The 25,100-nt window shown below is 73.3% G+C and carries 16 protein-coding genes; 5 read left to right on the top strand and 11 right to left on the bottom strand.

Annotated features, from left to right (window positions below):
• Positions 1 to 3: 3 nt before the first annotated feature.
• The 7 genes from MUY22_RS33535 to MUY22_RS33505 all read right to left on the bottom strand — a co-directional run bounded on the left by MUY22_RS33535 (position 4) and on the right by MUY22_RS33505 (position 15,798).
• Complete coding sequence (locus MUY22_RS33535) at positions 4 to 1,599, bottom strand: acyl-CoA carboxylase subunit beta (protein ID WP_371827518.1); 1,596 nt, start codon at positions 1,597 to 1,599, stop codon at positions 4 to 6.
• The gene (locus MUY22_RS33530; protein WP_247051174.1) at positions 1,596 to 7,985 is read right to left on the bottom strand and encodes a type I polyketide synthase; all 6,390 of its coding nucleotides are present in this window, start codon (positions 7,983 to 7,985) and stop codon (positions 1,596 to 1,598) included. The genes MUY22_RS33535 and MUY22_RS33530 overlap by 4 nt, the downstream gene beginning before the upstream one ends.
• On the bottom strand, positions 7,985 to 9,670 hold the full coding sequence (locus tag MUY22_RS33525) for a fatty acyl-AMP ligase (RefSeq protein WP_247051173.1): 1,686 nt from the start codon (positions 9,668 to 9,670) through the stop codon (positions 7,985 to 7,987). Before MUY22_RS33525 ends, MUY22_RS33530 begins: the two co-directional genes overlap by 1 nt.
• 96 nt (positions 9,671 to 9,766) lie before the next feature.
• Complete coding sequence (locus MUY22_RS33520) at positions 9,767 to 11,215, bottom strand: MFS transporter (protein WP_247051172.1); 1,449 nt, start codon at positions 11,213 to 11,215, stop codon at positions 9,767 to 9,769.
• The gene (locus MUY22_RS33515) at positions 11,212 to 12,159 is read right to left on the bottom strand and encodes a R2-like ligand-binding oxidase (RefSeq protein WP_247051171.1); all 948 of its coding nucleotides are present in this window, start codon (positions 12,157 to 12,159) and stop codon (positions 11,212 to 11,214) included. Before MUY22_RS33515 ends, MUY22_RS33520 begins: the two co-directional genes overlap by 4 nt.
• Positions 12,156 to 13,736, bottom strand: a complete 1,581-nt coding sequence (locus tag MUY22_RS33510) for a CocE/NonD family hydrolase (protein WP_247051170.1) — start codon at positions 13,734 to 13,736, stop codon at positions 12,156 to 12,158. The genes MUY22_RS33515 and MUY22_RS33510 overlap by 4 nt, the downstream gene beginning before the upstream one ends.
• 58 nt (positions 13,737 to 13,794) lie before the next feature.
• Positions 13,795 to 15,798, bottom strand: coding sequence for an MMPL family transporter (locus MUY22_RS33505; protein ID WP_247051169.1), 2,004 nt, complete (start codon positions 15,796 to 15,798; stop codon positions 13,795 to 13,797).
• A gap of 369 nt (positions 15,799 to 16,167) precedes the next feature.
• Between MUY22_RS33505 and MUY22_RS33500 the strand changes: the two genes are divergently transcribed.
• Complete coding sequence (locus tag MUY22_RS33500) at positions 16,168 to 17,424, top strand: helix-turn-helix domain-containing protein (protein ID WP_247064244.1); 1,257 nt, start codon at positions 16,168 to 16,170, stop codon at positions 17,422 to 17,424.
• 30 nt (positions 17,425 to 17,454) lie between these two features.
• Here MUY22_RS33500 and MUY22_RS33495 read toward each other — a convergent pair whose 3' ends face one another.
• Complete coding sequence (locus MUY22_RS33495) at positions 17,455 to 19,437, bottom strand: amino acid transporter (RefSeq protein ID WP_247051168.1); 1,983 nt, start codon at positions 19,435 to 19,437, stop codon at positions 17,455 to 17,457.
• Positions 19,438 to 19,535: 98 nt separating this feature from the next.
• Positions 19,536 to 20,162, bottom strand: a complete 627-nt coding sequence (locus MUY22_RS33490; protein WP_247051167.1) for a hypothetical protein — start codon at positions 20,160 to 20,162, stop codon at positions 19,536 to 19,538.
• A 173-nt stretch (positions 20,163 to 20,335) separates the two neighbouring features.
• Between MUY22_RS33490 and MUY22_RS33485 the strand changes: the two genes are divergently transcribed.
• Positions 20,336 to 21,085 (top strand): short-chain dehydrogenase/reductase, encoded by a 750-nt coding sequence (locus MUY22_RS33485; protein ID WP_247051166.1) that lies wholly within the window; start codon positions 20,336 to 20,338, stop codon positions 21,083 to 21,085.
• A 3-nt stretch (positions 21,086 to 21,088) separates the two neighbouring features.
• Here MUY22_RS33485 and MUY22_RS33480 read toward each other — a convergent pair whose 3' ends face one another.
• Positions 21,089 to 21,649 carry a TetR/AcrR family transcriptional regulator gene (locus MUY22_RS33480; RefSeq protein WP_247051165.1) on the bottom strand — a complete coding sequence of 187 codons (561 nt, stop codon included), beginning with the start codon at positions 21,647 to 21,649 and terminating at the stop codon, positions 21,089 to 21,091.
• 94 nt (positions 21,650 to 21,743) lie between these two features.
• Between MUY22_RS33480 and MUY22_RS33475 the strand changes: the two genes are divergently transcribed.
• The gene (locus MUY22_RS33475; protein WP_247051164.1) at positions 21,744 to 23,294 is read left to right on the top strand and encodes an FAD-dependent oxidoreductase; all 1,551 of its coding nucleotides are present in this window, start codon (positions 21,744 to 21,746) and stop codon (positions 23,292 to 23,294) included.
• The gene (locus MUY22_RS33470) at positions 23,291 to 23,656 is read left to right on the top strand and encodes a putative quinol monooxygenase (RefSeq protein ID WP_247051163.1); all 366 of its coding nucleotides are present in this window, start codon (positions 23,291 to 23,293) and stop codon (positions 23,654 to 23,656) included. The genes MUY22_RS33475 and MUY22_RS33470 overlap by 4 nt, the downstream gene beginning before the upstream one ends.
• On the opposite strand, the gene MUY22_RS33465 is transcribed toward MUY22_RS33470, so the two are convergent.
• A complete protein-coding gene (locus MUY22_RS33465; protein WP_247051162.1) occupies positions 23,622 to 24,224 on the bottom strand; it encodes a TetR/AcrR family transcriptional regulator in 603 nt (200 codons plus the stop codon). The genes MUY22_RS33470 and MUY22_RS33465 overlap by 35 nt on opposite strands.
• 113 nt (positions 24,225 to 24,337) lie before the next feature.
• On the opposite strand from MUY22_RS33465, the gene MUY22_RS33460 reads away from it, so the two are divergent.
• On the top strand, positions 24,338 to 25,099 hold the full coding sequence (locus MUY22_RS33460; protein ID WP_247064242.1) for a bifunctional 2-polyprenyl-6-hydroxyphenol methylase/3-demethylubiquinol 3-O-methyltransferase UbiG: 762 nt from the start codon (positions 24,338 to 24,340) through the stop codon (positions 25,097 to 25,099).
• Position 25,100 lies beyond the last annotated feature (1 nt).

The following is a 25,100-nucleotide window of genomic DNA, read 5'->3' as shown; positions in this document are numbered from 1 at the left end:
TTCTCACAGCGGGATGTTCCCGTGCTTCTTGGCCGGCAGGGTCTGCCGCTTGGTCCGCAGCGTGCGCAGCGCGCGGGCCACCTGGAGGCGGGTCTGCGACGGTGCGACGACCTGGTCGACGTAGCCGCGCTCGGCGGCCAGGTACGGGCTCGCGTGGCGCTCGCGGTACTCCTCGGTGAGCCGGCGCCGGGCGGTGGCCCGCTCCGCCTCGGGCAGCCCGGCGAGCTCACGCCGGTGCAGCACCTGCACCGCGCCCTCGGCGCCCATCACCGCGATCTCGGCCGTCGGCCAGGCCAGGTTGACGTCGGCGCCGAGGTGCTTGGAGCCCATCACGGCGTAGCCGCCGCCGTAGGCCTTGCGCGTCACCACGGTCACCTTCGGCACGGTCGCCTCGGCGTAGGCGTAGATCAGCTTGGCGCCGCGGCGGATGATGCCGCCGCGTTCCTGGTCCACGCCGGGCAGGTAGCCGGGGACGTCGGCGAGGGTGAGGATCGGGATGCCGAACGCGTCGCAGAACCGGACGAAGCGCGCGGCCTTCTCGGACGCGTCGATGTCGATGACGCCGGCCTGGTGCCGCGGCTGGTTGGCCACGACGCCGACCGAGCGGCCCTCGATCCGGGCGAACGCGCAGATCATGTTGGGCGCGAAGGCGCTGTGGATCTCGGTGAACTCGCCGTCGTCGACGAGCCGCGCGAGCACCTCGGTCATGTCGTAGGCCTGGTTGAGCGAGTCCGGCACCAGCCGGTCGAGCTCCAGGTCCGCCGCCGTCAGCTCGGGAGCGGTGTCGTCGGCGTACTCCGGGGCGAGGTCGAGGTTGTTCGAGGGCAGGTAACCGAGCAGGGTCTGCACCCACTCGATCGCGTCTTCCTCGTCGAGCGCCCGGTGGTGGGCGTTGCCGGCGACCTCGCTGTTGGTGCCCGCGCCGCCGAGCTGCTGCGCGGTCACGCGCTCGCCGGTCACGGCGTGCACGACGTCCGGGCCGGTGACGAACATGTGCGACGTCTCGTCGACCATCACGGTGAAGTCGGTGATCGCGGGCGAGTAGACCGCGCCGCCCGCGCACGGGCCCATGATCATCGAGATCTGCGGGATCACGCCGGACGCGTGGGCGTTGCGGCGGCCCAGTTCCGCGTAGTAGGCGAGCGAGACGACGCCTTCCTGGATCCGCGCGCCGCCGGAGTCGTTGATGCCGACGACCGGGCAGCCGAGCGTCATGGCCAGGTCCATCACCTTGAGAACCTTCTCGCCGAAGACCTCCCCCATGCTGCCGCCGAAGACGCTGAAGTCCTGGGAGAAGAGGCAGATCTGGCGACCGTCCACAGTGGCGTGACCGGTCACGACGCCGTCGCCGTAGGGGCGGTTGGCGTCCATCCCGAACTCGGTGCAGCGGTGCCGGGCGAACTGGTCGAGCTCGACGAACGAGCCGGGGTCGACCAGCAGGTCGATCCGTTCGCGGGCGGTCAGCTTGCCCTTGGCGTGCTGCCGGTCGATCGCGCGCTTCTCGGCGATCCGGACGACCTCGTCCTGGCGGGAGGCCAGGTCGGCGATCCGGAACGACGTCGTCGGCGTGAAGGAGAGGTCTTCGAGTGTCATCGTCATCCCTTTCCTGCGTGCTGACCGGCGAGGCGGGCGGACAGGGCGGCCGCGATCACCGCCACGTGCGGCGGGTCGATCATCGAGAGGTGGTCACCGGGCACCCGGACGATCTCCAGGTCGGCGCAGTGCGCGTCCCAGCCGAGGGGGTCGTCGGTGCGCAGGTACCGCGGATCGAGCGTGGTCGTGAGCGGGTGCGGGTCCTGGGCCCGCAGCAGCAGCACCTTCCCGGCGTACGGCTCGGGGACGTACCGTTCGGCGACGCGGGCGTCCAGGTAGGACGTGTACTGGTGGTGCAGGACGCCCTGGCCCATCCCGGGCACCTGGGCGGCCAGCCGGCTCATCACGAGCCGGATCTGGTCGTGCTCGCCGAGCTGCCGGAGCTCGGCCCGCGGGATCTCCAGGGGCACGCCGTAGGTCAGTTCGATGTGTTCGGCGAACCGGTCGAAGCGTTCGAGGAGCAGGTCCTGCACGGGGGTGTCCGGCGCGGGCAGCGGCAGGATCGTGTCGATCATGAAGACGACGCCGACACTCTCCCCCGCGTCGGTCAGCCGCTTGGCGGTCTCGTAGGCGAGGCAGCCGCCGAAGGACCAGCCGCCCAGCCGGTAGGGCCCGTGCGGCTGGATCTCGCGGATCAGCTCGACGTAACACGCCGCCTTGCCCTCGACGGTGTCCTCTTCGTCGATCCGCTCCAGCCCGTAGGCCGGTTGGCCTTCGGGCAGCAGGCGGACGAGCTCCTGGTAGACGCTCGTCGGGCCGCCGGCCGGGTGGAACAGGAAGACGGGGCCGGCCGCGACGCCGTCGCGCAGCAGCCGCACCGGGCCGCCGCCGAAGCCCTCGACCTCGGCGCGCAGCTGGTCGGCCAGCGCGGCGATGGTGGGCGTGGCGAACAGCAGGTCCGCTTCGGGCACCTCGTCGAGGTCCTCGGTGAACGCGGCCCGCAGCCGGTCCGCGGCGTCCTGGTCGCCGCCGACGGCGAAGAAGTCGTCGTAGACACCCGGTTCCGGCCCGCCGAGGACGGCCTGCCAGTGCCGGGCGACCCAGCGTTCGGCGGGATCGCGCGGCCCGAGCACGGCGTGACTCGGCTCGGCCGGCGCACCCGCGCCGAACCCGGCCTGCTCGGCGAGGTGCCCGGCGATCTCGGCGAGGCTCGCGCCGCGCAGCAGCAGGGGCACCGGCAGCGGCAGGCCGAAGTCGCGCTCCACGGCGCCGCGGGCCCGCATCGCCATCAGCGAGTCCAGCCCGAGGCTGGTCAGCGGCGCGTTCCGGTCGACGTCACCGGCGGCGAAGCCCATCAGCCCGGCCACGAGGGCCGCGAGGTGGTCGGCCATCGCCTTCCGGGCCCGCTCCGGTTCGTCCGCGCGCAGTGCGGCCATGCCGTCCCATGTGGACGGTTCGGTGCCGCTGGCTGCTTCGGCCGGGACGAACAGTTCGAAGAACGGCCGTTCGGCCAGCCGCGGGAAGAGCGCCAGCACGGTTTCGGTGTCGACGCGGGCGACGCCGGTCGCTTCGCGATCGCCGCCGAGCACGGTTTCGAGCGCGTCGAGGGCTTCCGCGGTGCCGAGCGGGTCGAGCACCGGGTTCCGGCTGCCGGTGACGGCACCGGCTTCGCCCCAGGCACCCCAGTTGATCGTCGCGGCGGGCAGTCCGCGGCCACGGCGCCACGCGACGAGGGCGTCGGCCCAGGCGTTCGCGGTGGCGTAGGCGGCCTGGCCCGGGGAGCCGAACAGTGCGGCGGCCGAGGAGTAGACGAGCCACCAGTCGAGGTCGTGGCCCGCGGTCGCTTCGTGGAGCCGCCAGGCGCCGAGGGCCTTGGGCCGCCAGACGGTCTCGACGGCTTCCGGGGTGAGGGCGATCGCGGCACCGTCGGCGAGGGCGCCGGCCGCGTGCAGGACGCCGCGCAGGGGCAGGTCCCCGGCGGCCGCGACGAGCCGCTCGGCGGTGCCGGGTTCGGCGACGTCTCCGGTGACGACCCGGACGTCGACGCCGAGGTCGCGCAGGAAAGCGTCGGTCTCGGGAGTGGGGCCGCGACGGCCGGAGAGGATCAGCCGGGTCGCGCCGCGGTCGGCAAGCCACTTCGCGGCGACCAGGCCGAGCCCGCCCAGGCCACCGGTGATGAGGTAGGCACCGTCACGAACCACGGGCGCGCCGGACGGTTCGAGCAGATCCGGACGCGCCAAGCGGCGAGCGTGGCGGATGCCTTCGCGCCAGGCGATCTCGTCGTCCGGGCCGTCCGCGCGGATCTCGTCCTGCAGCTCGGCCACCCACAGGCGCGCGGGGTCGGGTTCGGCGTCGAAGTCCAGCTGGCTCACCCGCAGCTCCGGGTGCTCGAACGCCAGCACGCGCACCAGCCCCCGCAGCGCCGCCAGTTCCGGGTGGCCGGTCTCGCCCGGCTCGACCGCCGCCGCGCCCGCGCTGACCAGCCACAACCTCGGCGGGTCCGGGACCGACGCCAGCTCGGCGACCACTCCCGACAGCGTCAGGACCAGGTCCCCGGACCGCGCCGGATCCGGGGTGCCCAGCTCGGCCGCGCAGCCGACCATCGCCAGCACGCCGGTCACCTCGCGGGTGCGCAGCACCTTCGCGAGCCCTTCGTGGTCGCCCAGCGGGACCGTGCACAAGGAGCCGCCGAGGCTCGTGAGCCACGGTGCGGACTCCTGCGCCGCGTCCAGGAGCACGACCCAGCTGTGCGTGTCGTCCGCGGGCGCCGGTGGCAGCTCGGACTGCTGCCACCCGGCCTCGAACACCAGGCTCGACAGCGGCACCGGCAACGCCGAACGCTGGAACCGCCGGCAGTAGACGTCCCGGAACTGGACCAGCACCGCCCCTTCGGCGTCGACGAGCTGGACGCTGCCGAGCAGCCCGCTGCCCGACTCGTCGACCGAGTCGAGGACGGCGTCGACCCGGACGCCGTGGCGCGGGTCGCCGGTGAGCGTGACCTCGCCGATCGTCAGGGGCAGGTAGAGGCCGGCGGTCTCGCCCAGGGCCCCGCCGGTCGCGGCGGCCAGTGCGTGCAGGCAGGCGTCGGCGAGCGCCGGGTGCAGCCGGTACGCCGGGTGGTCCCGGGCCTCCGGCGGCAGTGCGATCGACGCCGACGCCCGGCCCGGCGCGGCCACGACCCGGCGCAGGCCGCGGAACGCCGGGCCGTAGTGCTGGCCCAGGTCCTCCAGCGCCCGGTAGAGGTCGACGGCGTCGCCGGTCACGGGACCGAAGGGCGTCGGCGGCGGCGCATCGGCGAGCACTCGCGCGGTGGCGTGGCGGACCCAGCCGCCGTGCGCGGACTTGGCGTGGACGCTGATCTCCGTGCCCGCCAGGCTCGTCGTCACCTCGGTGTGCTCGGCCAGCGGCAGCACCTGGTGCAGTTCCAGGTCGCCGATCCGGTCGCCCGCGCCGAGCGCGAGCTCGAGGAACCCGGTGGCCGGGAACAGCGGGACGCCCATCGCGGCGTGGTCGGCGAGCCACGGCAGCTGCGCGGTGCCGACGTCGCCGCGCCACAGGTGCAGGTCGCCGCCGGGCTGTTCGACGTGGACGCCGAGCAGCGGGTGCGCCCCGGTGTCCGGCCGGTGCGCCGGGCGCTGCGGCCAGAACCGCTCGTGCCGCCAGACCGGGCCGGGCAGCTCGACCGGCGCCGTGCGCGGGCCGTGGTCCAGGACCCCGGGGCGGCCGAGGACGTGCAGCCGGGCGAGGCTGGTCAGGAACGCGACGCGCTCGTCGCTCTTGCGGCTGCCGGTGGGCAGGCCGAGCGCAGCACCACCGGTGGTCTGCTCGACCGCGGCGAGCGCGACCGGGTGCGGCGAGATCTCGACGAACACGCTGTGGCCGTCGGCGGTCGCGGCCGCCAAGGCCTGGGTGAACCGCACCGGACGGCGCAGGTTCGCCGCCCAGTACTCGACGTCGAACGCCGGTGTCTCGCGTGGATCGTCGAGAACGCTGCTGTAGCACGGAATCTCGGCCTGACCGGGCTTCAGGGACGCCAGCTCGGCGCGGAAGCGGCCGAGCACGGCGTCGACGGCGGCCGAGTGTCCCGCGCCGCGGACCGGGAGCCGGCGAGCGAGCCGGCCGAGCTGCTCGACGTGGGCGACGAGCGCGTCGACCTGGTCGGCGTCGCCGCTGATCGTGCACTGGGTCGGCGACGCGTAGACCGCGACGGTGACGTCGGGGAACTCCGCCAGCTCGGCCGGCGACAGCTCGACGACGGCCATCGCGCCGGTGCCCCCGGCGTCGACCTCGGCGAGCAGCCGCGCGCGGGTCGCCATCACGCGCAGCCCATCGGTGACGTCGAGCGCGCCCGCGACGACGGCCGCGGCGACCTCGCCCATCGAGTGTCCCAGCACGGCGGCGGGGACGACCCCGTACGCGCGCCACAGCCCGGCCAGCGCCGTCTGCATGCCGAACAACGCCAGCTGCGTCGCGCCGAGGTCGGGCAGTTCCTGTTCTCCCGCAAGGACTTCGCGCAGGGAGAACCCGGCTTCGGCGCGGAACGCCGGATCCAGAGCGTCGATCTCGGCGCGGAACGCGGGTTCGGTGCGCAGCAGCTGCCGGCCCATCTCGGGCCACTGCGAGCCGTAGCCGGAGAACACGAACACGACGTCCGCGCGTCCCCGGGCTTCCCCGGGCGTGACGGTGCGCAACGCGTCGACGAGAGCGCCGCGTTCTTCGGCGACGACGGCCGCGCGGACGGGCAGGTGCTCGCGCCGCGTCGCCAGTGTCGACGCGACGGCGCTCAGCGGGACGGCGCGGCCGGCGGGCGAGTCCAGCCAGTCGGCCAGCTCGCTCGCGCGGGTGTGCAGGACATCGGCCGACCGCGCCGAGAGCGCGAAGATCCGCGGGCCGTCGGCGCCGGCCCGGACCGGGAACGACGCGGCGGGCCACTCCTCCAGCACCACGTGCGCGTTGGTCCCGCCGAACCCGAAGGCCGAGACGCCGGCGCGGGCGGTGCCCGGGTAGCGCGGCCAGTCCGTGCCGGCCGCGACCACCCGCAGGCCGAGGCCGTCGAAGTCGATGTGCGGGTTGGGCGTGCGGTAGTGCAGGCTGGGCGGCAGCCGCCGGTGCACCAGGGCCAAGACCACCTTGATCAACCCGGCGATGCCGGCGGCGCCTTCGAGGTGGCCGAGATTGCTCTTGACCGAGCCGACGAGCAGCGGGCGGCCGGGTTCCCGCCCGGCGCCGAGGATCGCGCCCAGCGCGCCGGCTTCGATCGGGTCGCCGAGCAGCGTGCCGGTGCCGTGCGCTTCGACGTAGTCCACAGAGGACGGATCGACACCGGCGACGGCGTAGGCGTCCCGCAGCAGCGCCGCCTGGGCGTCCGGGTTGGGCGCCATCATGCCGTTGGAGCGGCCGTCGGAGTTGACGGCGCTGCCGCGGATCACGGCCAGCACGCGGTCGCCGGCGGCGCGGGCGGCCTTCAACGGCTTGAGCACGACCACGCCGCACCCTTCGCCGCGGGCGATCCCGTCGGCTCCGGCGTCGAACGGCTTGCAGGACCCGTCGGGCGCGAGCACCCCGGCGCGGTGGAAGTTCGCGGTGATGCCCGGCGACAGCAGCAGGTTCACGCCCGCGACCAGCGCCGTCTCGCTTTCGCCGCGGCGCAGGCTCTGCACCGCCTGGTGCACGGCGACCAGCGACGACGAGCACGCCGTGTCGAGGGTGAGGCTCGGGCCGCGCAGGTCGAGCAGGTACGACAGCCGGTTCGCGGCGATGCTCGCCGCGGCGCCCGTGCCGGACCAGGCGTCGATGCCGGGGACCTCGGTCATCGTGAGGTAGCCGTACTCGCTGGCCGACAGCCCGACGAACACGCCGGTCCGGGTGCCGCTCAGCGAGCCGGGCGGGATGCCCGCGTGCTCCAGGGCCGCCCAGGTCACCTCCAGGAGCGTCCGCTGCTGCGGGTCCATCGCCTCGGCTTCGCGGGGCGTGATGCCGAAGAACGCGGCGTCGAACCCGGCGACGTCGCCCAGAAAGCCACCGCGGCGCGGCAGCCCGGCGAGCGCGTCGGCCGGGGCGAAGGACTCCCAGCGGCCCTCGGGGACCTCGCCGATCCCGTCGGCGCCCGTCTCCAGGAACCGCCAGAACTGCGCGGGCGACTCGACCCCGCCGGGCAGGCGGCAGCCGACGCCGACGATCGCGATCGGCTCCCCCGCCGCCATCGGCACCGGCGCGGCTTGCACAACGTCCACTGTGGACAAAGATGTGACGAGCGCGGTGATGCTGGGGTGCTGCCACACGAAGGTCGCCGCGAGCGGGCGCCCGAGGAGCCGGCCCAGGTCGCCGGTCAGGGTCATCGCGTCCCGTGAGGACAGTCCCGCTTCCTGCAGCGGACGGTCGGGATCGACCGGCCCGCCGGTAAGGTCGGCGACCCGCTCGACGAGCCACGCCCGGATGGCGTCCGGGGTCATCACGCCCACCGTCCGTCCAGGTAGGACGTCCGGCAGAGCGCCCGGCTGATCTTGCCGCTGGAGGTGCGCGGCACCTCGCCGGGCGACAGGACGACGACGTCGTGCAGCCGCAGTCCGTGTTCGGCGGACACCGCCGCGCGCAACTCCCCGACGGCGACCTCGCCGTCCGAGTTCTTCGCCTGTTCCAGAACGACGACGGCCACCTCACCCTCGTCGTGCCGGATCGCGAAGGCCGCGGCGGAATGCAGCCGGACAGCGGGGTGGGCTTCGACGGTCTGCTCGATGTCCTGGGGGTAGTGGTTGCGGCCGTCGATGATCACCAGGTCCTTCAGGCGGCCGGTCATGTACAGCTCGCCCTCGAACCAGACGCCGAGGTCGCCGGTGGCCAGCCAGCCGTTCCCGAACGGCGAAGCCTCGGGACGACCCCAGTAGCCCTGGCCGACGTTCGGGCCGCTCACCCGGATCTCGCCGACCTCGCCGTCCGCGACCGGTTCGCCGTTCGGGTCGACGATCCGGATCCGCTGATCCACTGGCCGTCCACAAGAGACAAGCGTTGTGCCGGAGGGCGCCGGCACCGCGAACCCCTCGGCCAGGCGGTCCCGGTCGAACGTGACCTGGCGCGACGGCGTGCCCGCGTCGGTCACCGAGACGAGCACCGTCGCCTCGGCCAGCCCGTAGGACGCCCGCTGGACCTCCGGCCGCAGCCCGCACTCGCCGAACGCGGCCTGGAACTTCGCGATGGTGGCGGGCAGCACGGGCTCGCTGCCGTTGATCAGCGAGACGACCCGGCTCAGCTCGAGGTAGCTCTTCTCGTCGTCGGTCACGCGGGAAGCGCAGTAGGCGTAAGCGAAGTTGGGCGCCGCGCTGATCGCGCCGGGGCTGGCCGACAGCGCCCGCAGCCAGCGGCCGGGCCGCTCCAGGAAGGCGAGCGGGTCCATCAGCACCGCGGTCAGGCCGCCGAACATCGGCGCGCCGATGCCGAGGATCAGGCCCATGTCGTGGAACAGGGGCAGCCAGCTGATCGTCGACGTCGTGCCGGACTCGGCGCCGTAGGCGGTGCAGCACTGCCGGGCGTTGGTGAGGACGTTGTGGTGGGTCAGCATGACCCCGGCCGGCGAGCGCGTCGAACCGGACGTGTACTGCAGGTACGCGAGTTCGTCCGGGGCCGGGCGGTGCCACTCGTGCTCGCCGGTGACCGGCGGCAGGGTGTCGACGGCCACCAGCGCCGCGTCGACGTCGAGGGTCCCGAGGAAGCTGCTGACCTCGCCGGTCAGGTCGGCGGTGGTGAGCACGACCTGCGGCGCGCAGTCGGTGAGCGTCGCGGCGAGGCGGCCCGCGTGCCCGGGCAGGTTCGGCGCGAACAGCGGGACGGCGACCAGCCCGGCCCGGATGGCGCCGAGGAAGGCGACGACGTAGTCGGCGGACTGCGCGGCCAGGACCGCGGCCCGCTCCCCCGGCGCGGCGAGGGTGCCCAGGTGCGCGGCGACGGCGCTGACCCGCTCGTCCAGCTCGCGCCAGGTGAGGCTCACCGCGCGGCCGTCGACGCTCGTGCGGTGGTCCAGGAAGGTCACGGCGACCTCGTCGCCCAGGGTCCGGGCCCACCGGCCGAGCAGGGTAGCGAAAGAATCGCGGTCGAAAGCGTCGTGGCCGGGCAGCGCGAAGGCCGGCTGAGAAATGGTTTCCATAGCCCCTCGCCAATAGCGTCGGAGTATTCAAAGGGATGCGCGTAAAGCGCCGATCCTCACCTTCGAAGAAACTGTATTTCGGCCGAACTGCGAGTGTCAATCACGGGAAACGCCGTACTCATCGGGAAGCGGAGAACCCACGGGCGCGGTTGTCACCGCGGGAAGGATTTTCCGCGCCCGGAATACCGTCAGGGCCACGACCGCCCCGGCGAGTTCGAGACCGGCCGCGACCAGCAGCCCGGCCGTGTAGCCGCCGGCCAGCGCCGGTCCGGCCGCGACGCCCGCGTCGAGCCGGGCCGCGCGCACGGCCGTCAGCACCGCGCCGACGAGCGCGACCCCGAGGGCGCTGGACAGCTCCCGGGACGCCGTGAGCAGGCCGGACGCGGTCCCGGCGTGCCGTTCGGCCACGACTTCCAACGCGTGCGAGGTCAACGGCGTGGTCAGGGCCGAGCCGGCGCCGATCAGCAGCAGCCCGGGCGCGCGGGGCAGCACCTCGGGGATGTGGTTGACCAGCGCGACGGCGAGTAGCCCGAGGGCGACGACGACGAGCCCGGCGGCGACCGTCCGGTGCGGCCCGAACCGCGTCACGGCCCAGGGCACCAAGGGTGTGGCGGCCATGATCGCCACCGCCACCAGGATCAGCGGAAGCCCGGCTTGGACCGGGCTCAGCCCGAGAGATTCCTGGTGCAGCAACGGGGTGAAGAAGAAGACGCCCGAGACGCCCAGGCCCCACAGCAGCTGCACGGCGAGCGCGCCGACGAACACGCGCTGCCCGGTCAGGTCCGGCGAGACCAGGCGTTCGCGGGCGCGCCGCTCGCGGACGGCGAACCAGCCGAGGAACCCGAGCCCGCCCGCGGCGAGCACCGACGGGAGCACGTCGCCGGTGCGCGTGTCGTCGCCGAACTCGACCAGGGCCACGGTGAGCAGGACGAGCCCGGCCGTCACCAGCGTCATCGACGTGATCGCCGGGCGGCCGCCGCCCGGGCCGCGGCGGGCGCCGGCCGTCACCGGGAGCAGGGCCAGCATCACCGCGACGAACGGCAGGTTGACGAAGAAGATCCAGCCCCAGCCGAGGTATTCGCTGAGCAGCCCGCCCAGCGTCGGGCCGAGGGCCAGCGCGATCGCCAGGCTGGCCGTCCAGATCGTGGCACCGACGGCCCGTCCGCGCGCGTCCAGGTTGGTCCGGAGCAGGCTCAGCAGGCCGGGCACCAGGAACGCGGCCGCCAGGCCCTGCAGCACCCGCGCGCCGACGAGCACCCACGCGGACCCGGCGAGCCCGTCGATCGCCGCGCCGAGCCCGAACGCGAGCAGCCCGGCGGACAGCGTCAGCCGCTGGCCCCAGCGGTCGACGAGCGTGCCCGCGACCAGCAGCAGGCTCGCGAACGGGAGCATGTACCCGATGCTGACCCACTGCAGGGCCGGGAGGTCCAGCGCCAGGTCGCGGGCGATGGACGGCACCCCGGCCGCGACGATGTTGTTGTCCAGGGTGGTGACGAACGCGCCGAGCGCCACCACGACCAGCGTCGGCGCCTTCCGGCCGCTCACGAGCCCGCCGCGGTGTCCTCGTCGAGGAAGTCCTCCTCGAGCTGTTCCGGGCTGTAGTCGAGGTCGATGGACGCGACCGGCGTCCCGCGCGCGGCTTCGATCGCGCGCAGGCGGCGCATCGCGTGGTCGGCGGCGTACTCCATGACGCCGTCCATGCGCAGGTCGAAGGGGTCGCCGTCGAGCCGGGCGGTGGTCCACTCGATCTGCGCGATGGCGTGCGGCAGCAGGGCCTGCATCTCGTCCTGCACGATCTGCCAGTTGCGGTCGTCGGCTGCGACGTGACGGCGGCAGGTGAACGTGCCCCACGCCATGTGCCGGCGTTCGTCGTCGCCGATGCGGCGGATCAGCTCCTGCATGCCGGGCAGGATCCCGTGCGTGCGGCAGGCCCGGTTCCAGACGAAGTACCCGGTCAGCGCGAGCACGCCTTCGACGACGTGGTTGTAGACCACCGACGCGCGGATCTGGTTGGCGGGACTGGGATCCTCGCGCAGCCGGCCGAGCGCGGTGGGCAGCGCGTCGTAGAAGATCGCGCGGTAGCCCGGGTTGTCCTCGACGTGCTCGTGCAGGTTGCCGGTGACGCCCACGGCGTCGAGCCAGAGCCGGAACACCTGCGTGTGCTTGGCTTCCTCGAAGCAGAACTGCGTCAGGTACATCTCGTCGGCGAAGCGGCCCTCGGCCCCCATCGCGGCGAGGAACGGCTGGATGTCGTGGGTGACGGCCTCCTCGCCGCCGGCGAACTGCGCGCACAGCATGGTCGCGGCGAAGCGCTGCTGATCCGACAGCGCCGCCCAGTCGACGGCGTCCTGGGTGAAGTCCAGGTCGGCGGGGTTCCAGAACTTCGCGTTGCCCTTGGCGAACAGCCGCAGCGGCAGGACGTCCCAGTTGAGCCCGCCCGCGCGCAGGGCCGTGAACTCCTCGCGGGTGCCGGGCACGGTTCCGGTCACGGCGTCACTCCGGTCTTCCGCACGGGTACGTCCAGCCACGACGGGTCGGCCGCCGTCGAGACGAAGCCCAGCCGGCCGTCGCCGGTGTTCCAGTCGAGGAACAGCGGGTCCTTCGAGTCGACGACCAGGGCGAGGTGGTGGCCGGCGGCGAGGGTGTAGGCCGTCGGCGAGAAGTCCAGGTCGACCGGCTGCGGCCGGCCCGGCGTCGCGTGTTTCCAGCTGTAGGGCAGGTAGTTGACGAGGCTGCCGGTGCCGAGCGGGTCGACGTCGTAGACGTAGCCGACGACCGTCCCGACAGCGGCCGGCGGCACGACCGTGAGGTGCGCCCGCAGCGACCCGCGGAGCTGGGTGACGGCCTTGACCGGCGGCTGGCTCCAGACCGCGCCGCTGCCCCGGTCGACCTGCCAGAGGAACGCCGTCGGCGGGTTCCCGCTCAGCGCCTCCAGGCTGTAGGTCGCCAGCGGGATGCCGCCGTTGGCGACGGTGTCGCGGTTCGCGGCGATGCTGCCGCTCCAGGCCGCGGGCGTGGCCTGCAGCGTGTCGCGGCCGAGGTAGGACCGCGACGGCGGGGCGAGGACGCTCGGCCAGTCCGCGTGGTACTCCGGGCGTTGCGTCCCGGGCCGGGCGCGGGTGACGACCGGCGGTTCGGTCTCGATCGACGTGTCGGTGCCGGCGACGTGCGCGTCGAACCAGCGGTAGACCGACGTCCAGGTGTCGCTGGGCAGGCCGAGCAGGCCGCCGGACTCGGACGCGGCGTGGTCGCCCGGCACGAACTCGGCCCGCTTCGGCCCGGTGAGCCGCTGGTAGAGGTCGGCCAGCTGCCCGGGCTGGAAGACCGTCTCGCTCCAGGTCTGGATGGCCAGCACGGCCGGGTGGTTCGCGTTGATCCGGTCCACGTAGGACGACGGTGAGCGCGGCCGGGACCAGTCGATCACGGCCTGGGAGCCGGCGTCGGAGATCGCCGGCTCCAGGAACTTGGTCAGCATGGTGTCGGTCTCGGGGCTGAGCGTGCCGTTGGCCTTGCCCGACAGGTAGAGCACGAGCCCGGCGAGGCCGTGACGGGTGTCGTTCTGGGTCAGCGACGCGACCAGGTCCGCCCAGCCGCTCAGCGAGGCGACGGCCTTGATCCGCGCGTCGAACCCGGCGGCGATCAGGCCGATCCCGGCGCCGTAGGACACCCCGCCGACGCCGATCCGGGCCGGGTCGGCGGCCGTGTGGGCGAGCGTCCAGTCGATGACCGTGGAGACGTCGGTGATGTCGTCGGGCCCGGCGACCTCGACCGCTCCCCCGGATTCGCCGAACCCGCGGGCGCCGTAGGAGATCACCACGTAGCCGCGGTCGGCCAGGTCACGCGCGGGGATGACGTTCTGCGTGCGGCCGCCGCCCCAGGCGCCGATGAGCACGGCGAGCGGGTGCGGCCCGGGCGACGACGGCTGCATCACCATGGCGCCGAGGGTGATGCCCCCGGCCGCGGGCACGTCGGCGAAACTGGTGGCGAATCCCTCGGTCGTCGCGACGCCCGGAAAAACGGCGGCGGTCACGGCGATGACCATGGCGGCCGCACCGGCGCGAATCATTTCGGCGGTCTCCTTTCACCGGGTTGTTCCCGGAAACTAACAACGCACCGGAATGGAATCAACGGTCGGTGGGTGTCAGGACTTCGCGGTTGTCATCCGGCACCGGAATTGCGCCGGAACGGTGCTCACGCGGACGCAACCGGCGCGGGAACCACCAGTTCGCGGCCCCGAGCCGGACCATCACCGCGGGGACGAGCAGGCAGCGGATCAGCACGGCGTCCAGCAGCACGGCGGCCGTCAGCCCGACGCCCGCCTCGCGCACCACCCGCGCGTCCACGAAGGCGAACGAGACGAACACCAGCGCCATGATCACCGCGGCGGCGGTGATGGTCCGCCCGGTCGAGACGAGCCCTTCGACGATCGCGGTCCGCGTGTCCGCGCCGCGGCGCCACTCCTCCTGGATCCGCGCGACGAGGAAGACCTCGTAGTCCATCGACAGCCCGAACAGCCCCGCGAAGAGGAACACCGGCAGGTACGGCTCGATGGGCGCGCCGAACACCCACACCACCACGCCAGTGGTCGCCGCGGCGGTGAGCAGGTTCATCACCGCGGCGGTCAGCGGGATGAGCACGCTGCGGAACACCCAGGCGAGCACCAGCACCGAAATGCCCACGACGCTGAGCAGGAACAGCGGCAGCCGCCCGGTGATCGCGGCGGAGAAGTCGGCCTGGGTCGCGACGACGCCGCCGAGGTGGACGTCCGGGCCGCCGGCCGTGCGGATCCACGCGAGCAGGTCGGTGGTGGCCGGGTCGTCGGGCGCGGTCCGCGGCACCACCGTCAGCACCGCGACGGGCCCGGGCAGGTAGTCGGGCGGGCCGACGTCGGCGCGGGTCAGCAGGGTGTCCCTCAACGCCGTGACCGACGCTCGATCGGCGTCCGTGGTGACGTGGCGGACGACCAGCACGGGTCCGTTGGCGCCGGGCCCGAAGCCGTCTTCCAGGAGTTCCGCGGCGACCTTCGTGACGCTGCCCGGCGGGTCCAGCCCGGCGCCCGGGACGCCGAGCCGCAGGCCCGTCATCGGGAGCGAGAGCACGGCGATGACCAGCACCGCGGCCACCGCGTACGGCGCCGGACGCGACGTCACCGAGCGCGCCGCCCGCGGCCACAGCCCGCCCGCGCCGGCCGGGCGGACGCGCATCCGGCGGCCGAGCAGGCGCAGCAACGCGGGGAACAACGTCACCGCGGCGGCCATCGTCAGGAGCACGGAAACCGTGGCGGCGACGGCGATCCCGTCGAGGAACGCCATCCCGACGGTGAACATGCCGGACAGGGACACGCACACCGTCACCCCGGCGAAGACCACGCTCCGGCACGACGTCGCCGCGGCGGCCGCGAGGGCCTGTTCGGCGGCCAGGCCGTCCTGGATCCCCTGCCGGTAGCGGGTGAGCACGAACAACGCGTAGTCCACGCCGACGCCGAGCCCGAGCAGCGCGGCGATCTCGGTACTGATCTTGGGCACGGTCATGACGTGGGACAGCAGTGCGACGACCGCGAGCGCGCAGCCGACCGACGCCGACGCCGTCAGGACCGGGAGCAGCACGCACGTCAGCGAGCCGAAAGCCAGCAGCAGCACCAGTGCGGCCGCGACCAGCCCGATCCCGGCGTTGCCGAGGTCGGGCGCGGCGGCGGTCATCGAGGCCAGCTGCCCGGACGCCCCGGCGGTCACCCCCGCGCCGCGCACGACGTCGGCGAAGCCGTCGGCCACCGCCTGCCCCAGCGTCTCGGCGTCGGCGTCGAACCGGACGTCCAGCACGGCGACGCGGTGATCGGCCGACACCGGCCCGGGATCGACCGAGACGACGTGCGGCAGGCTTCGCAGCCGGCCCGCGAGCGCGGCGGCCCGGGCGCTGTCGGCGGATCCCATCACCACGCGTTCCCGGTCGCCGCCCGCGCCGCGCAGGAGGTCCGCCGCCACGGAGCTGTCCGCCGCGGGCAAGGCGACGGTGTCGCGGTAGGCGACGCCGGTGTGCTGCGCGGCGAACAGCAGCCCGCCGAGGGCGAGCAGCCAGCAGGCGAGCACCCACGGCGCCCGCCGAAAGCACCACGCCACGAGCGCCGTCATCCTGTCCTCCCCGGTCGTGAGCAGCGGAAACAGCTGATCACGCTAACAACCGCGACGCGGGCGAAGATACGGTCCGGCTTCACAAATCGGCTCGGCGAACCCCGTCCGGGCGTGAGTGTTCGCCATCCCGGGGGCGTTGTCGGACGTTGACAAGTTCTCCGTGCCGGTTGTTCGCGATGCGACAGAACGTCACCCGGACGCAAGATCAACGGTTGCCAAATCGGACCCCGTATGAGTACATGGCGTGCGCGGTCGATGTCGGAGCGTCAGCCGCGACGTGAGTGCACGCGGCAGATCGCGGACTTCACCGGGGAAGTCGCAGCCGTCGTGCGGCAAGGGGTGGCAGTGACGCGGACGACCGGAGACCGGGTGGTCTCGAACGACGTGACACACCTGGTCCCACTACCTCGGAGCGCGGGCCAGGCCCGCCGGCTCTGGTGCTCGCTGCCGACCGAGATCGCGCGGCGGTTCCGGCCGCACGCCGATCCCGTCGCGCGGCGGATCCTCGAAGAGATCCAGCGGGCCGTGCCCGAGTACGCGAAGCCCCTCGAAGGCGAGTTCGGCAAGGTGATCGTCCAGGCGATCGAGCAGGCCGTCGTCAGCTGCATCGACAGCATCGAGGACCAGGGCGCCGCCCAGGACGACTGGGCGAAGCTGTTCACCGAGGTCGGCAAGCGCGTCCACCACGACGGCGGCAGCCTGAACTCGCTGCAGGCCGCCTACCGCGCGGGCGGCCGGGCCGCCTGGCGCTACATCGCCCAGTTCGGCCAGGTCCACCGCCTCCCCGCGTCGATCCTCTGCGTCGGCGCCGAGGCCATCTTCGCTTACGTGGACGAGATTTCGTCGTACTCGGTCGAGGGGTACACCCTGGCCCAGGCGCGGGCGACCGGGACGCTGGAGCGCCGCCGGAGACGGTTGCTCGACCTGCTCCTGGCCACCCCGGCCTCGGCACCGGCCACGGTGGCGACGATGGCCAAGGCCGCGAAGTGGGAGATGCCGGAGTGGATCACCGTCGTCGCGCTCGAACCGCGGGACCTGCACCGGCTGCCGCCGACCCCCCAGGTCCCGGACGACGTGCTGCTCGACCTCGAAGGCAGCGAACCCTGCCTGCTGACCCCGAACCCGGACCGCGACCTGCGTGCCCTCGAAGCCCGGCTGCCCGGCTGGCGGGCCGCGGTCGGCCCCCGCGTCCGGCCGCCCGACGCGGCGACGTCGCGGCACTGGGCCCGCAAGACCCTCGAACTCGTCCGGGAGGGGCTCGTCGAAGACCGGGCCGTGACCCACTGCGGGGACCACCTCTCGACGCTTTGGCTGCTGCTGGACCGCTTCCTGCTCGACCGGCTGTCGGACAAGGTGCTCGCCCCGTTCGCGGGCCTCACGGTCAAGCAGCAGCTCCGGCTGGCCGAGACGTTGCTGAGCTGGCTGGAGCACAACGGGAACACCCCGGACATCGCCCAGGCGCTCGGCATCCACCCGCAGACCGTGCGCTACCGCGTCGGCCAGCTGACGGGCCTGTTCGGCGACCGGCTCGCGGACCCGCTGCACCGGCTGGAGCTGCAGATGGCGCTGCGGGCCCACCAGCTCCTCGGCACCCGGCCGCCGGAGGCGTCCGCCGACGACGAGTGACCGGTCCGTCGCAAGTGGACGGTGGCGGGCTCAGCCGCCGACGTGGATACCGGGCCGGCGGGCGGGATCGGCCTCGCTGGTCCGCAGGATCTCGCGGACGACCGGGGCGGTGTCGCCGCGGCCGAGGATCAGGTAGCGGAACAGGTGCCCGAGCGGGTTGCCCTCCGACCACTCGAAGTGGCACTGCGGCCGCACGCCGGTCGCGTCCCGCAGCGCCAGCAGCACCGCGGCGATCGCGTTGGGCGCCGCCGGGCTGTCCGCGCGCAGGACCCGGTAGCCGTCGACCTCCACGCCCCGCACCTGCAGCACGTTGCTGAACTCCGACGGGTCGACGACGTCGATCTCGAGGAAGAGCGCGGCCGCCGTGCCGGGCAACGGGTTCATGCTCCGCTGCTCGGCCTCCTTCGCGGAGTACTCGGCGAGATCACCGCCCTGGCGGTGGTTGGCGATGATGTGCAGCGCGCCGTCGTCGGCCAGCGACTCGGTCACGAACCGGCGGGCCGGCTCGTCGAACTCGATCCGCTCGGCCCGCAGCTCGGTCGTGCGCGACACCCGCGAGATCAAGGAGACCACGATGATGCCGAGGATGAACAACGCCGAGATGGCCAGGCCGTCCGGCTTCTCGATGACGTTCTCGACCAGCGCGTAGAGCAACACGAGCGTCAGCACCGCGAACCCGATGATGCCGACGGACTGCTTGCGGCGGATCGAGGAGATCGTCACGGCGACCGCGCCGGAGACCATCATGGCGAGGATCCCGGTGGCGTAGGCGCCGGCCTGGGCGTTGACGTCGGCGCCGAACGCGACGGTGATCAGGACGCTGATCACGGTGTAGACGAGCACGACGGGCCGGACCGCGCGGCCCCACTCCGGCGCCATGCCGTAGGAGGGCAGGTACCGCGGCACGATGTTGATCAGGCCGGCCATCGCCGACGCCCCGGCGAACCAGAGGATCAGCACGCTGGAGACGTCGTAGACGGTGCCGAACGCCTCGCCGAGTTCCTGGTGCGCGAGGTAGGCCATGGCGCGGCCGTTGGCTTCCCCGCCTTCCTTGAACTTGTCCGCGGGGATCAGGACGGTGGTGATGAAGCTCGTGGCGATCAGGTAGACCGACATGATCAGCGCCGCGACCGTGAGCAGCTTGCGGGTGTTGCGGATGCGCGACTCGAGCCGCTGCTCGTCGGTCTTCCCCTCGGCCGCGACCAGCGGCATCATGCTGACCCCGGTCTCGAATCCGGACATCCCGAGCACGAGCAGCGGGAACGCGACGACGGCCGGCCCCACGATGCCGCCGAACCCGCCGCCGCCCGAGGTGAGCGCGTCCGACCACCGCGACAACGCGGCCGCGTCCGAGAACAGGTCGACGCCGGCCACGACCACGACGACGGCGTTGAGCAGCAGGAAGACGGCCACGAGCGGGATGGCCACGCCGACCGCCTCGCTGAAGCCCAGCAGGAAGACGCCGCCGAGGATGAGCAGCAGGACGACCGTGATCAGCACGGCGTGGCCGTGCAGGAACCCGGGCAGGTAGGGGTTTTCGAGCAGGTGGACCGACGCGTCCGCCGAGGACAGGGTGATCGTGATGATCCACGACGTCGCCACGAACCCCAGCAGCACCAGCACGAAGACCTTGCCCCGCCAGAACGGCAGCAGGTCCTCCAGCATCGCCACCGACCCCTGCCCTCGCGGGCTTTCGCGGGCGACGCGCCGGTACATCGGCAGCATCCCCAGCAGCGTCAGCGCGACGATCAGCAACGTCGCGAGCGGCGACAGCGCGCCGGCGGCGAGCGCGGCGATGCCCGGCAGGTAGGACAGGGTGGAGAAGTAGTCGACGCCGGTGAGGCACATGACCTTCCACCACGCCTGCGGCGTCGCGTGGTCCTCGGCCGCCTCCGGGCCCGCCGGCGCGACCCGGTGCTCCAGGAGCCACCGCACGGTCCGCCCGGACGGCGGTTTCGCCGTCACGGGACTTTCGACGACGGCCGGAACCACGAACTCTGGTGCGGTGCTCAAGCTACGACTCCCCGATCGGCGGCGTGCACTCCCGGGCGCAACAATGCCGGACCGGCGTGGCGGCGCTCTGCCCGGCCCCTCCCGCCCCGATCACCGGGTCAGCGCGGCGGGTACCCCGGGGCGCCCGGCGTGGCGCGGCCGCACCAGACCGCCGTCGGCTTGACGATCGCCAGGGTCAGCGTCGCGGCCGCCGGGATCAGGACCATCAGCAGGCCGGCGATCGGCCCGCCGAGGTACATGCCGCCGATGCCGGCGCCGAAGTGCATGAGACCGATCGCGTCCAGCACGACCGACACGACGGTCACCAGGATGGCGAGCCCGCTGCCGATGATCGTGAGCAGCCGGCCGATCGGCTTGCGCGCGAACAGGAGGATGCCGCCGCCGAGCAGCGTCCCCGCGAGCACCACGTCCAGCAGCAGATAGACGATGATCAACCAGTACCCGAACCCGATGCTCGCCAGCCCGATGACGCTGCCGATCACGCCGACGAGGTACAGCAGCCCGCCGAGCACCGCGAGCACGCCCGCGATGATCGCCGTGGCGCCGTTCGGCTTCGCGGGCGGCATCCCGTAGGGCGACTGCGGGTACGGCGGCGGGTAGCCCGGCTGACCGGGGTACTGCTGTGCGGGGTAGGGCTGCTGCCCCGGGTACGGCTGTTGTCCGGGATACGGCTGCTGCCCGGGGTACGGCTGCTGCGGCGGGCCGGGGTGCTGCGGGTAGGTCATGGCGTCCTCGGTCTCGGCTGACCGCCCCCCAACGGTGCGCCACCTCGCTGCGGCGGCTACGGCCGAGGTCAGCCTCTCACGCCCGCCTTCGCCGCGGCGGCGGAACCGGGAGACTCCGCGGCGCTTCCCGTACGTTCGACACCGGGTGGTTCCCCTACGGCTGAGGACGGCACATGGACCTGGATCTTCGCGGCAGGCGCGCGCTGGTGACCGGCGCGTCGAAGGGCATCGGGGCGGCGATCGCCGAGGCGCTGGCCGGCGAGGGCTGCCACCTGCACCTGGCGGCCCGGAGCGCGGACGCGCTGGAGGCCCGCGCGCACGAGCTGCGCGAGGCGTACGGCGTCGAGGTCACGGTGCACGTCGTGGACCTTCGCGTGGCCGCCGACCTCGAGCGGCTCGCCGCGGCCACGACCGACGCCGGCATCCTGGTGAACAACGCGGGCGACATCCCCGCCGGCTCGCTCGACCAGGTCGGCCCGGAGCAGTGGCGGCACGCCTGGGACCTCAAGGTCTTCGGCTACGTCGACCTCACCCGGCTCGTCTACGCGCGGCTGCGCGAAGCCGGTCACGGCGTGATCGTCAACGTGATCGGCACCGGCGGGGAGCGTCCGACGGCCGGCTACATCGCGGGCGGTGCGGGCAACGCCGCGTTGATGGCCTTCACGCGGGCGCTGGGCGGCGTCGGCCCGCGCGACGGCGTCCGCGTGGTCGGCGTGAACCCGGGCCCGGTCGCCACCGAGCGGATCGCGGCGATGCGCGCGGCCAACGCGGACGTCGACGCGAGCTTCGCGGCGCTGCCCTCGGGCCGGGTCGCCGAACCGCGGGAGGTCGCGGACCTGGTGACGTTCCTGGCGTCGGACCGCGCCGGCTACATCAGCGGCACCATCGTCACCATCGACGGCGGCCGCGCGGCCGCCGGCTGACCGTCACTCCGGGGCCGGGCCGGTGAGGATGCGGCTGATCACCGGGGCGGCCCAGGCGGTGAGCCGGGCGGGTGACATGGCCGTCCCCGGCGTCTCCAGGACGTAGCGCGTGGTGGCGATCCCCAGCAGGAACGAGCCCAGCAGCGCGGCCCGCTCGCTCGCGTGGTCCGGGGCGGCCTTGGCGAACGCCGGCGCGACCTGCGCGCTGAACAGCTCCCGCAGCTTGCCGGCGGCTTCGGGACTGGTCATCGCCGCGCGCAGCAGCGCGAGGAACGTGCTGTCGTCGTCCCAGACGGCCAGGAACCGGGGCAGGATCTCGGCGCCCAGGTCGGCCGGCGCGACGCCGGCGAGGTCCGGCAGGTCGAGCGTGAAGTCGGCGGCGGCGGTGAACAGGCCCTGCTTGCTGCCGAAGTAGCGGAGCACCATGGCCGGGTCGACGCCGACGTCGGCCGCGACCGTCCGCAGCGTCGTGCGCTCGTAGCCGTCCGCCGCGAACCGTTCCCGCGCGGCCGAGAGGATCTCGGCCCGGGTGGCCTGGGCGTTGCGGCTTCGCGGGGGTGCCATGGGACGAGGATAAGTCACCCATCGTTGACTTGCCCACCCGGACCGGCTTACCCTCGATAAGTCAACGCCCGGTGACTTGAGAGGCAGTGGTGACATGGACCAGGAACGTCCCGTGCTCGTCGTCGGCGCCGGGCCGACCGGGCTGACCGCCGCGATGGAGCTGGCGCGCCTCGGCGTGCGCGTCCGGCTCGTCGACCGGGCGCCCGCGCCGTCGACGACGTCGAAAGCGCTGGCCATCCAGGCGCGGACCCTCGAACTGCTGCGGCCCCGCGGCGCCGGCGACGAGATGCTCCGCCGGGGGCAGCGGGCTTCGGGGACCGCGATCTACGGGCGCGGCCGCAAGCTGGCGACCGTCGAGCTGGACCGGGTTCCCGGGCGGTACAACCACATCCTGCTGCTCCCCCAGGCCGAGACCGAAGAGCTGCTGGCCGCGCGGGTCCGCGCGCACGGCGTGGAGATCGAGCGTGGCGTCGAGCTGCTCTCCTTCGAGCACGACGCCCACGGCGTCCGCGCGGTGCTGAAGGACGGCGACGGCGGCCACGAGACGGTGCACGCCGCGTACCTGATCGGCGCGGACGGCGCGCACAGCGGCGTCCGGCACGCCCTCGACCTGCCGTTCAAGGGCCGCGCGATGGCGCAGCGGTACCTGCTGGCCGATCTGTACCTCGACGGCGACGTCCCGGAGGACCAGCTCTCGATCTTCCTCGCCCGGGACGGTTTCGTCGCGGTCTTCCCGATGGCCGGACACCGGTTCCGGTTCATCGCCACCGATCCCGGACCCGGCGCCGACGACGACGTCCCGGAACTGGCCGCGCTGCAGGACATCTGGGACCACGTCGCGCCGCTGCCGGCCCGCCTGCGCGACCCGAACTGGCTCTCCCGCTTCCGGATCAACAGCCGGCACGTGCCCGCGTTGCGCGCCGGCAGCGTGTTCCTCGGCGGCGACGCCGCGCACGTGCACAGCCCCGCCGGCGGGCAGGGGATGAACACCGGGATCCAGGACATGATCAACCTGTCGTGGAAGCTGGCACTGGTGCACCGGGGCCTGGCCGCGCCGGCGCTGCTCGACACCTACCAGACCGACCGCGTCCCGGTGATCGCCAAGCTGGTCCGCGCGACCGAGACGGCCACGAAGGTGTGGAACTCCACCAACCCCCTGGTGCACCGGATGGTCACGACGATGGCCCCGATCGCGCTGAGCCGGGATTTCGTGCAGGACAAGGCGACCGCGATCCTCGGGGAAACCACGGCGAGCTACCGCAAGAGCCCGATCGCCGCCGGAGCCGGCCGGCTGGGCCCGCTGCGCGCCGGCGACCGGGTGCCCGACGTCGACGTCGTGGCCGAGGGCGGCGTCCGGCGGCTCTACGACCTGCTCGATCTGGACAAGCTCACCGTGCTCACGACCGGACCGGACGTCGAGCTTCTCCTGCCCTGGCAACGGGTCTACACCCTCCACAACGGCCGGATCGCGGCAGCGCAGCCCGGTTTGGTCGGCGGCGACGCCCGGATCGCGGCGGAACTCGCGGCGCAGCCCGGCGTCCTGGTGATCCGGCCCGACGGCTACCTCGCCGCCGCCGGTACCGATCCGGCGTCGCTGACTTCGTGGCTGGGCAAGTGGTTCCCTGTGAACGGAGACGGCCGATGACCGTGCTGCCCGAGCCGGACGCCGGTGAAACCGGGCCCTACACCCACCTCGGCTTCGCCACGGCCAAGCCGGGGTGCGCGGACCAGGTCGAGGAGCTGATCCTCGGGCTGGTCGAGCCGCTGCGGGCGGAAGAGGGCGCGCTCGAGTTCCACGTCCACCGGGATCGGGCCGACCGGGACACCTTCGTGATCTACGAGATGTTCCGGTCGAAGGCCGACCTGGACAAGCACCTGGCCCAGCCGTACACGCGGGAGTTCATCCGGGCGATCGGGCCGTACGTCACCGGGCCGCTGCGGCAGCGGTTCCTGCGGATGTCGAGCCCGCTGCCTACAGCAGGCGCCGCTGCACGACGTCCGCGATGACCGTCGCCACCAGCCGGTCGACCTCCCCGGCCGGCGGCGGCCCACCGCGGCGGCCGGCGAACAGCAGGTGCCCGGCCCCGATCAGCGACAGCGCGACGTTGTCGACGTCGGCGTCCGCGGCGATGCGGCCCAGCGCGCGCTCCTCCGTGAGGTAGGCCGCGAGCATCCCGCGGGCTTCGGCGAGCACCGGCACGCCGTGGGGCAGGCCGGAGCGGCGGAGGCGGGTGCGGACCTCGTCGCGGAAGAAGACCAGGCTGATCATGGCCAGCGCGATCGGGTCGAGCAGCTCCGTCAGCGCCGCGGCGAGGTTGCCCGCGACCGTGCCCGTGCCGGCCGCGGCGCGCAGCGACCCGGCCTGGTCGTCGACCCGAATGATGCGTTCGTGGACGAGTTCGGCCAGGAACTCGTCGAAGTCGGCGAAGTGCCGGTGCAGCACGCCCTTCGCGCAGTCGGCCTCCGTGGTGACCGATCGGCTGGTCAGCGCGCTCGGCCCGTCCCGGAGCAGGACGCGTTCGGCGGCGTCGAACAGCTGCCGCCGCGCGTCGCGGATGTGCACTCCGGTCGGCACCCGGCCTTCCTCCCTTGCCCGTGTGGGCAAGTGCCCACTATGGTGGGCGCATGCCCACTTCCCCTTCGGAACAGCCCTATTCTGCCGGAACCGCGCCCCATCAGGCTCGGCGGATCGCGGAGTCGTTCGGGGTCGATCCCGGACGCTACGACTGCGCCCGGCCGCCGTACCCCGCCGCGCTGATCGAGCGGATCCTCGCCGCCGGCCCCGGCCGCGACGTCCTGGACGTCGGCTGCGGAACCGGCATCGAGGCCCGGCAGTTCCTGGCGGCCGGCTGCCGGGTGCTCGGCGTCGACCCCGACGCGCGGATGGCCGGGTTCGCCCGCGAGACCGGCGTCGACGTCGAGGTCGCGACCTTCGAAGCCTGGGATCCCGCCGGCCGGACGTTCGACGCCGTCGTCGCGGGCCAGGCGTGGCACTGGGTGGACCCGGTCGTAGGCGCCGCGAAGGCAGTCGAAGTGCTGCGGCCGGGCGGCCGGCTGGCCGTGTTCGGGCACGTCTACGACATGCCGCCCGGCGTCGCGGAGGTCTACGCGGCCGCGCTGAAGCGCGTCACCCCCGACTCCCCCATGAGCGTCGCCGGCCACGACCGATCCGCGTTGGACATCTACCAAACGATGTTCGCCGCGGCCGCCGACGGCATGCGTCAAGTGAAGGGACTCGGCGAGCCGGAACAGTGGCGGTTCGACTGGGAACAGCCGTACACGCGCGACGAATGGCTCGACCTGCTACCCACCACCGGCGTGCTGACGCGGCTCCCGGCCGACCAGGTGGCCGACGTCCTGGCCGACGTCGGCGCGGCCGTCGACAAGATCGGCGGCCGGTTCACCTTGCCGTACACGACGTTGGCGGCCGTCGCCCCGCGCGCCGGCTGAG

This window comes from Amycolatopsis sp. WQ 127309 (genome assembly GCF_023023025.1).
Lineage (GTDB): Bacteria > Actinomycetota > Actinomycetes > Mycobacteriales > Pseudonocardiaceae > Amycolatopsis.
The sequence above is the reverse complement of the archived record's forward strand: the minus strand, read 5'-3'. Positions and strand labels throughout refer to the sequence as shown.

Bases quoted from the DNA above. Each gene is read 5' to 3' on its own strand.
- MUY22_RS33535 (WP_371827518.1), bottom strand. From the start codon at position 1,599: ATGACGATGACACTCGAAGACCTCTCCTTCACGCCGACGACGTCGTTC.
- MUY22_RS33530 (WP_247051174.1), bottom strand. From the start codon at position 7,985: ATGACCCCGGACGCCATCCGGGCGTGGCTCGTCGAGCGGGTCGCCGAC.
- MUY22_RS33525 (WP_247051173.1), bottom strand. From the start codon at position 9,670: ATGGAAACCATTTCTCAGCCGGCCTTCGCGCTGCCCGGCCACGACGCT.
- MUY22_RS33510 (WP_247051170.1), bottom strand. From the start codon at position 13,736: ATGATTCGCGCCGGTGCGGCCGCCATGGTCATCGCCGTGACCGCCGCC.
- MUY22_RS33505 (WP_247051169.1), bottom strand. From the start codon at position 15,798: ATGACGGCGCTCGTGGCGTGGTGCTTTCGGCGGGCGCCGTGGGTGCTC.
- MUY22_RS33490 (WP_247051167.1), bottom strand. From the start codon at position 20,162: ATGACCTACCCGCAGCACCCCGGCCCGCCGCAGCAGCCGTACCCCGGG.
- MUY22_RS33485 (WP_247051166.1), top strand. From the start codon at position 20,336: ATGGACCTGGATCTTCGCGGCAGGCGCGCGCTGGTGACCGGCGCGTCG.
- MUY22_RS33480 (WP_247051165.1), bottom strand. From the start codon at position 21,649: ATGGCACCCCCGCGAAGCCGCAACGCCCAGGCCACCCGGGCCGAGATC.
- MUY22_RS33475 (WP_247051164.1), top strand. From the start codon at position 21,744: ATGGACCAGGAACGTCCCGTGCTCGTCGTCGGCGCCGGGCCGACCGGG.
- MUY22_RS33470 (WP_247051163.1), top strand. From the start codon at position 23,291: ATGACCGTGCTGCCCGAGCCGGACGCCGGTGAAACCGGGCCCTACACC.